The sequence below is a fragment of the Paraburkholderia sp. EG286B genome (assembly GCF_040965655.1).
Lineage (GTDB): Bacteria > Pseudomonadota > Gammaproteobacteria > Burkholderiales > Burkholderiaceae > Paraburkholderia.
In genome coordinates this window covers 1-7,627 of the sequence record NZ_JBFRCF010000071.1, presented here as the reverse complement: position 1 = coordinate 7,627, position 7,627 = coordinate 1, and the positions used below count along the sequence as shown (strand labels likewise).

The 7,627-nt window shown below is 55.3% G+C and carries 4 protein-coding genes and 5 pseudogenes; 3 read left to right on the top strand and 6 right to left on the bottom strand.

Annotation, left to right across the window (positions count from 1 at the left end; genetic code table 11):
* Nucleotides 1–134: 134 nt before the first annotated feature.
* Nucleotides 135–274 (bottom strand): annotated as a pseudogene (locus tag AB4Y42_RS43280) (IS6 family transposase); the annotation flags it as partial.
* A gap of 65 nt (nucleotides 275–339) precedes the next feature.
* On the opposite strand from AB4Y42_RS43280, the pseudogene AB4Y42_RS43275 reads away from it, so the two are divergent.
* A pseudogene (locus tag AB4Y42_RS43275) lies at nucleotides 340–1,909 on the top strand (IS3 family transposase).
* Between the two features lie 40 nt (nucleotides 1,910–1,949).
* Here AB4Y42_RS43275 and AB4Y42_RS43270 read toward each other — a convergent pair.
* From AB4Y42_RS43270 to AB4Y42_RS43255, 4 genes and pseudogenes are all read right to left on the bottom strand, one after another.
* Nucleotides 1,950–2,045: pseudogene (locus AB4Y42_RS43270) on the bottom strand (IS6 family transposase); the annotation flags it as partial.
* On the bottom strand, nucleotides 2,045–4,426 hold the full coding sequence (locus AB4Y42_RS43265) for a pectinesterase family protein (protein WP_368697771.1): 2,382 nt from the start codon (nucleotides 4,424–4,426) through the stop codon (nucleotides 2,045–2,047). The gene AB4Y42_RS43265 and the pseudogene AB4Y42_RS43270, both read right to left, overlap by 1 nt.
* 32 nt (nucleotides 4,427–4,458) lie before the next feature.
* On the bottom strand, nucleotides 4,459–5,238 hold the full coding sequence (locus tag AB4Y42_RS43260) for a hypothetical protein (protein ID WP_368697770.1): 780 nt from the start codon (nucleotides 5,236–5,238) through the stop codon (nucleotides 4,459–4,461).
* A 26-nt stretch (nucleotides 5,239–5,264) separates the two neighbouring features.
* On the bottom strand, nucleotides 5,265–5,573 hold the full coding sequence (locus tag AB4Y42_RS43255) for a glycerophosphodiester phosphodiesterase family protein (RefSeq protein ID WP_368697769.1): 309 nt from the start codon (nucleotides 5,571–5,573) through the stop codon (nucleotides 5,265–5,267).
* A 439-nt stretch (nucleotides 5,574–6,012) separates the two neighbouring features.
* Between AB4Y42_RS43255 and AB4Y42_RS43250 the strand changes: the two are divergent.
* Both AB4Y42_RS43250 and AB4Y42_RS43245 read left to right on the top strand, forming a co-directional pair.
* Nucleotides 6,013–6,543, top strand: a pseudogene (locus tag AB4Y42_RS43250) (IS5 family transposase); the annotation flags it as partial.
* 358 nt (nucleotides 6,544–6,901) lie between these two features.
* The gene (locus AB4Y42_RS43245; RefSeq protein ID WP_368697772.1) at nucleotides 6,902–7,321 is read left to right on the top strand and encodes a group II intron maturase-specific domain-containing protein; all 420 of its coding nucleotides are present in this window, start codon (nucleotides 6,902–6,904) and stop codon (nucleotides 7,319–7,321) included.
* 88 nt (nucleotides 7,322–7,409) lie between these two features.
* On the opposite strand, the pseudogene AB4Y42_RS43240 reads toward AB4Y42_RS43245, so the two are convergent.
* Nucleotides 7,410–7,499, bottom strand: a pseudogene (locus tag AB4Y42_RS43240) (IS5/IS1182 family transposase); the annotation flags it as partial.
* Nucleotides 7,500–7,627 lie beyond the last annotated feature (128 nt).

Genomic DNA, 7,627 nt, shown 5'->3' with positions numbered 1-7,627 from the left:
AGCGGGCGTTGGGAGCCGCTTCCGGGCACGGGTTCGCTCGACGAGATGGCCGATGTGGTGGTCACGCTGCTGCAGCCCTATCTGCAGCCCGATAATTATTAAATGTATTTACGGGATGTTGTACTAGCAACCAGTTGGTCAACACGCCAGGACTGGCCGGTGGGCCTGCCGAAGCGATTCCACCGTTTGACGAACTCCCGCGCAGGATCGTCGTGTGGGCCAGCGCCAGACCCCGTTCCGCGATCATTTCAACCAGATCGCGCAAGCTAAGCTTGCCCCCCGGCGTCATAGTAGTTGTCGCCTCTGAACTTTCTTATCAAGAAGAGTCAGAGGTACAAGTTGAAGACGAAACAAACGTATTCTGTTGAGTTCAAGGAGCAGGCGCTGTCGAAGGTCCTGCAGCGCGGGAGCCGAACGGTTGGAGCCGTGGTTGACGAATTGAACGTGAACGTACTGACATTAAGGAATTGGATGAGAGGCACCACCGCCGCGAACCGGAGCTCGAGTTCTGGACATGCAAGACGTCCGGAAGACTGGTCGCTGGAAGAACGCCTGATGGCCTTGCAGGAGAGCCACGGCCTAGTGGACGAAGCATTGAACGGCTGGTGTCGGGAGCGCGGCCTGTTTGCGCATCATCTCGTGCAGTGGCGTGCGGATTTTTGCGCCGGCGGCGCAGCCGCTAGCCGACGTGAGAGCGCCCAGGAAGTGCGGGATCTGAAGCAGGCCAATGTGCAACTGCAGCGTGAGCTCAAGCGCAAGGAGCAGGCGCTGGCCGAAGCTGCGGCGCTACTGGTGCTGCAAAAAAAGTACCGCGCGCTCCTCGGGGACGAGGCCGAATGACGGCCCCTGAAGAGCGCAAGGCATTGATCGGCCTCATCAACGAGGCGAGCCTGGCCAGGGCTCGGCAGGCGCACGCGTGCAAGATTCTGGGGCTCAGCGCGCGCACAGTTCAGCGCTGGCAGCGCGGCGAACCTGACGCGGTGGACGGGCACTCGTTACGGCACCACGAGCCGCGCCACAAGCTCTCTGCCGAGGAACGCGCCGAGCTTCTGGCAGCCGCGAACTCGGCCGAATTCGGTCATCTGCCGCCAAGCCAGATCGTGCCGCGACTGGCAGACCAGCAACGCTATATCGCCTCGGAATCGACGTTCTACCGGGTACTGAAGGCCGAGAGGCAACTCGCCCACCGGCGCAGCGAGCGGCCGGCCCACGCTCGCAGCAAACCCCGTTCGGTTTGCGCCGATGCGCCGAACCAGTTGTATTCCTGGGACATCACGTATTTGCCGACGACGATCCGTGGACAGTATTTTTACCTGTACTTGTTTCTGGATGTCTTCAGCCGAAAGATCGTCGGCTGGCAGGTTTATGCCGAGGAAAGCAGCGCGCTGGCCAGCGAAGTTCTCAAGGACCTCTGCGCGCGCGAAGCGATACAGCCCAACCAGGTGATTCTGCATTCGGATAACGGCGGCCCGATGAAAGGTGCGACGATGCTCGCTACCCTCCAGGCGCTGGGTGTCATGCCGTCATTGAGTCGCCCGGGCGTGAGCAACGACAACCCTTATTCTGAGTCGCTGTTCAAGACCTTGAAGTACCGACCTGCTTACCCGCTCCAGGCGTTCGATACCCTGCTCGCCGCGCGCACCTGGGTGGGCGCGCTGGTGCGCTGGTACAACAGCATCGTCACAGCGCGATCCAGTTCGTGACGCCGGCGCAGCGCCATGCCAACCTCGACCAGAACATTCTGGATCGACGAGTGGCGCTCTATGAGACTGCACGGCAACGCAACCCGCTGCGATGGAAAGGCCCCACGCGCAACTGGCAGCGGGTACATGCTGCGCACCTGAACCCAGATCGAAGCGACAACCAGGGCGGCGCCCCAAACCGTCTCCGGGAGAAGAAGGCCGCCTGAAATTTAATCGTTGAGGCGACAACTAGCTTGAAAATTTCCGCTTGTAGCGCAGGTACCAGCGAACACACAGAATGATTACATCGCGGTCAAAGTGACGGCCAGCAAACAGTTCGTCCAGGCCCTTCAGCTTGCTCATCATCGGTTCTCAGTTCGTTCAGCCCGACACCTTAACCGATTCGCCCCCGCGCTATTTGCACCAGAGCCATTAAAGGCAACTTCAACATACCCGCTATAAGCATAAGCCGGCAGCTGGAACGGTCCACAACTCTTGCCATGTTGCCGCGCAGTAGTGACATAACCCGTTTCTGCGGGATTGGCAGGTTGGCCAGCCCAAGTGACCTGCACGTTGCCGTTGCCGCCGACCGTTGCGGAGATCAGCGGGGCTTGGGGGACCCCGGCGGCTGGAGTGGGAACTGGCACCTGCTGCCCAAGGTTCGGACTGGCGTCGCTCACCAAGGTAGGTTGCCAACCGTCGGTGCCAGCCAGATAAATGTCAGGTGCTAGTGCGGCAGCCTCCGCCGAACTCAGCGCGACGTTGCTCTTCGGCGACGTCGTCTCGCGCTGGCCGATATCGAACGGCGCGGCCCCTTGGCCATTCATGTCGGCATACCGCGTATTGTATTCACGATAGGTGGAGGTCGGCAGATTGTTAGTGCCCGGCAGCCCGTTCAGCGGCGGGATGAACTCGATCCAGCCATCGCTGGTAAGCTGCGGTCCCATCGTGGAGTTGAGGAAGTAGACGGTTGAGTGACTTCCCCACGGACGGCCTAGCCAAGCGTTCGACATATATGGGCTCTTCGTGTGATCGAAGCCGAAGCTGCTATCCTCGCTGGCGCTCTCACGCTTTTGTGCGGTAATCGTCGCTTCACCGATCAGGCCGTCATGAATCTTGGTCTTGAGAGTGCAACCATCAAACACTGCTTTACCATTACCGAAGATATAGTCGACATTTCCCTCGACGTAGCAATTGCTGAAATAAGCTCGCCCCGGCCCATTAACGTACAGCGTATCCTGGCCACCAAGTAATCGTACCGTTCGATAGACATCCCGGTCTCCGTTCGAGCGTAAGGCTACAGCTTGGCCCTTGGCGCCAAAATCGGGAGCTTCGTAATCGGCTGAATTCCGGATGGTGAGATTGCTGAGGTAGACATCGTTGGCGTCCACAGCCACGGTGTAGCTGCCAGCCGTTCCATACGGTTGCCCAGTCCCCGGATCGGTCGCGTTCGCCGAGTGATTGCCGGTGATCAAAACCTGCGATGCGTCAGTGCCGGTGCCGATCAGCTTCACGTTCGGCTTCGTAATGTCCAATGTCTCGGTATAGACGCCAAGTGGGATCCGGATCACGCCGCCGCTTGGCGGAAGCGCGTCAACTGCGGCCTTGATCGTCGAAAAACTACCTCCCCCTCCGTCGTTGGCAGCTAGGGTAACCCCTTTGGGATCGACATTGGTATTTAGCCCAACTGGAGTGATGCTACTGACATCGGCGGGAGGATTGCCTGGACTGCCCTTGCCACAAGGCGTGCGGATTTCTCCGGCGAGGAAAGCGCCGCTGTTGCAGGGAAGCATGTCGACATCGAGAAACAGGCTGCCCTTGAGTGATTTTTGAAAGGCAACTATCTCACGATTGGACAATGGCCCGGAGAACACGACCGCACGTTCAAATCCTGGCAAAGCCTGGACTGGAGTAAGGGTCGGAGAACCTTGACCAGGCACATTCACGGCACCAACCATCAAGGGGCCAACAGAGCCGAACGGAGCTTGATTTGGTCGTGAGGTTGGCCCTCCAGCCTCGTACGCAAAGTGCGGGAAGCCGCTGTCAAGTACCGCCTCATCCCACTGATACGCCGTGAAGGCAAGAGAGTATGTATATGGCGCAAACAGATCGATTTTGACCTTACCGTCCGGCGTAAACGTGTAATAAACCCATTCGGTACCTGAGAAGCTTCCGGTTGGTCCGAGAATGTTCATGTCCCAAGGCTTTTGCCAGTAAGCTGTCTGAGGACGCTTACTTTGCAGCAAGCTTTTACCAAAGGACCACTTCTGCCCTGTAGCACTTGGTTGAGACCCAAGCATGAAGGAGGCATAAGCCGTATTATCCGCCGAACTGAGTAGCGAGACCGATGCGCCCCCGCCCGCTGCGAAGTTATCACGGGTCCGGTGAATAACGAGAATTGTAAAACCCTTCGCTGGATCGAGCCGCGCTATTTCGTTCGTGATAATCGACGTCTGGCTGGGAAGGTTGAAGGAATTGCGATCCGTGTAGAAGTCGTAAACTATCGTTGTTCCGTTAGGAACTTGATAATCAGTGTCGAAATCTGGCCCATGGTTATGGATAATTAGTTTTGGATAGTCATATTGTATTGGCACTACAACAGGTGTTAGTAACTGTATTTGCTTGGCACCTGCCGATTGCCGGCATTCTGCTTCGTTGGAGCATGTCTGCGCGGATGCTGCGGTTATATATAGCCCAGCAATTGCAGTGCCATGCAGCACAAAGAGTCTAAAAAGCTTTGACATGACGGAGCCACCTTGTAAAAGACAGGAATAATCTATCGCTTTAGTAAGTTGATATTTCGTCGCCTCAATGCCTGCAGCATATCCCCTACTGCATCGACCGAGTCTGTTGTTATCAGGTTGGTAGGATTTATACCTGCCATCTCCGGATCACCTCGATAATCCGGGATGATTGGGGCCGACGCTGTAGACTTCGGGTCCGTGATGTGAGCTACGCAACACATTCCGGCTGCGGTAGCCACTCCTTCTGGAAATAGATTGCTTTCTATATACGTAGCAAATCCCTTTTGCTGATCTGCATAATGGAAGTAATTTTCGAGACCATCACCTCTATAGTATTGATTCATCTCGAACTGTATAGGGAATGGCGCGGCGTTCCACTGACCGTAGTTAACGTCCTGATTGGGATCATAATTTGATATCTTGACGTTGTCGGCGTCAGGATTTTCTACGAGAACCAAGCCGCCGTTCACGTTGGGATTGTATGTAGTTCGACTCAGTACAGACCCGAGATCAACCGCATCTCTCGCGTTAATCTTGATTACAACGGCCTTGCTTAGTGAGGGATTATTTTTGGCAGCTATAAGGTCCAGGAGTTTCTGCATGATTTCCAGGCCGGACCCGCCGGGCGCCGTCTTGATGTCAACAATAACGACATAACCTAGTCCGTCTGAGGTGACGTACTGTTCAAGAAGATCCAAAACCTCTGAGAAGCTCAAGAATTTTCCTTTATTACCATTTGCATCTGAAAACACTTTTCCATGCCGATCCTTCAGATCGACCTGCTTAAGTTGCGAATATGTTAGGCTGCTCACCGCGCCAGATCCTGTCGAAATACGGTCTATATTAAATCGTGCGCGACAATCACCTGTTTATCGGCGGTAAATCGCGCATCGATCTCAACAGTTTCGTATCCGCGGTTCCAAGCATCTTGTAGGGCGTAAGACGAGTTCTCAGGATATTTTTCCCAATATCCGCGGTGGGCGGACAGCAGGACAAGATCGGAAGAGCTACTCGATGGCTCGAACATCCTTTGAGTAATTTTGTCGACTACGTAGCTGGAGGGTATCACCGGTAAAGGAGTATCCGCTCTGGCAGCTACTGGCGTAAAAGACATAGTCATGGATATTGCGAATATCTTTATATTCATGCCGCCTCCTCCATTGCCGCACTGATAACAAAACAAGGAAATTTTCAGTATTTCCTGTTCTCAATATCGCGTTAGAAGTCCGTTAAGAGCTAAATCTCTGCAACTCCGCCCAGTGAACGTGTAGATCTCTGACTTCCGATCGTCAACGACCATCATCGTCGGCACCGACGGCCATCAAGGGCCAGACGGGGATTGCTGTAATTGCGCAAATTCATTGCCGCGCACAAGGGCGAAAAACTGGATTCTCCATGCGATGCAAAATGAATACCACGGTATCACTAATTGCCAGCCGCACTGATATAAAATGTTTTTCTATGCGATTAAGAATTTCTAATATTGATTCATTTGTAAGTGCGATCTAAGGAAGGTCTGCAAAAGTCCTGACATTGAGGACTGGTTGGCCTATCCTGGAGGATAGGCAAGTCCAAGGAGTTCGTCGATGACACAGCTGGGTCTTGGTCTGGATCTTTCAACGAAACGCACGCGCAAGTGGGAATTTCTCGATGAGATGAGGCGCGTGGTGCCATGGTCGAGGTTGATTGCGTTGATTGAACCGCACTATCCGAAGGGTAAGACTGGAAGGCCGCCGTTTGCGGTTGCGACAATGCTGCAGATCCACTTCATGCAGCAGTGGTTTGGTCTGTCAGACCCGGCGATGGAAGAGGCGCTTTATGACGTGCCGCTGTATCGTGAGTTTGCGGGGCTGGGCGAAGGTATGACGCGTTTGCCGGACGAGAGCACGATTCTGCGGTTCCGTCACCTTCTCGAAACGCACAGTCTGGCCGCGCAGATGCTCGCAGTGGTTAATGAGATCCTGAGTGAACAAGGCTTGATGTTGAAGGTAGGGTCAGCGGTCGATGCGACCTTGATTAGCGCACCCACTTCGACGAAAAACGACTCTGGCAAACGAGACGCGGAGATGCACCAGACGAAGAAGGGAAATCAATGGTATTTCGGGATGAAGGCGCATGCGACCTGAAAGTCGCTTGAATTTCTGTCTAACTCAACGAGTTGTCCGTTGTGATTAAACCGGTTGTTCCATCAACCGTTCTCTACCCAGACATGCGGAGCCGGTAACAGCTCGGTGTGAAGCTCTGGGAACAATGTAACTGCCGATTGATTTCGGTACGCCGACCCGCCGAGGGAAAGCGGAAGACGTTCTGGAGCAGAACGTACTCCCTGCGGTTAAGCAATTCTTGGTCGTTCGGGGTCTGGAACTCTCGGAAAAGAAAACCAGAGTCACCCATATTGCCGATGGGTTCGATTTCCTTGGGCAGAATGTCCGCAAGTACGCGGGTAAGCTACTCATCAAACCGGCCAACAAAAGTGTGAAGGCACTTCTGGAGAAGGTGAGGGAAATCGTGAGGCAGCACGGGAGCGCCACACAGAGGAATCTGATCGTACAGCTCAACCCGGTGATTCGGGGTTGGGCCATGTATCACCGTCATGTGGTCTCAAAAGCTCATTTTACGTCGATAGATGCTCACATCTGGCGCCTCTTGTGGAAATGGGCGATGCGTCGGGACCCCACGAAAGGCGCGGGCTGGGTGAAACACAAATACTTCCACGTAGAGGGGAACCGTACCTGGGCGTTTACTGCCCGGTCCGAAGCCCACGGGGTAACCCGGCTGCTCCGGGCTGCGGCGGTTCCGATTGTTCGTCAGGTGAAGGTACGTGGCCAGGCCAATCCGTTTGACCCTGCGTGGTCGTCCTACTTAGCCCGTCGTCGAGCCGCGACTGACGATTGATTGCCCGGTACCAACGCTGGTGCTGGTGAATGGCTTGAGCCGGATGCGGGGTGACTCGCACGTCCGGTTCGTGGGGGGGCGTGCTGGCAGCTGCGCGCAATCGTGCAAGCAGCACCTCGTGCAACTGCTCCCAGACGCCAGCCGCTTGCCAGTCACGGAGGCGACGCCAGCAACTCATGCTGAAGTTGACCCGCAAAAACGGACACCTATGCTTTTGATCAGGAGGTGTCGAAATGGGCAGGCATCGTACCCCATACCCTGTGGAATTCCGGGCCCACATGGTCGAGCTGGTTAAGTCCGGCAGAA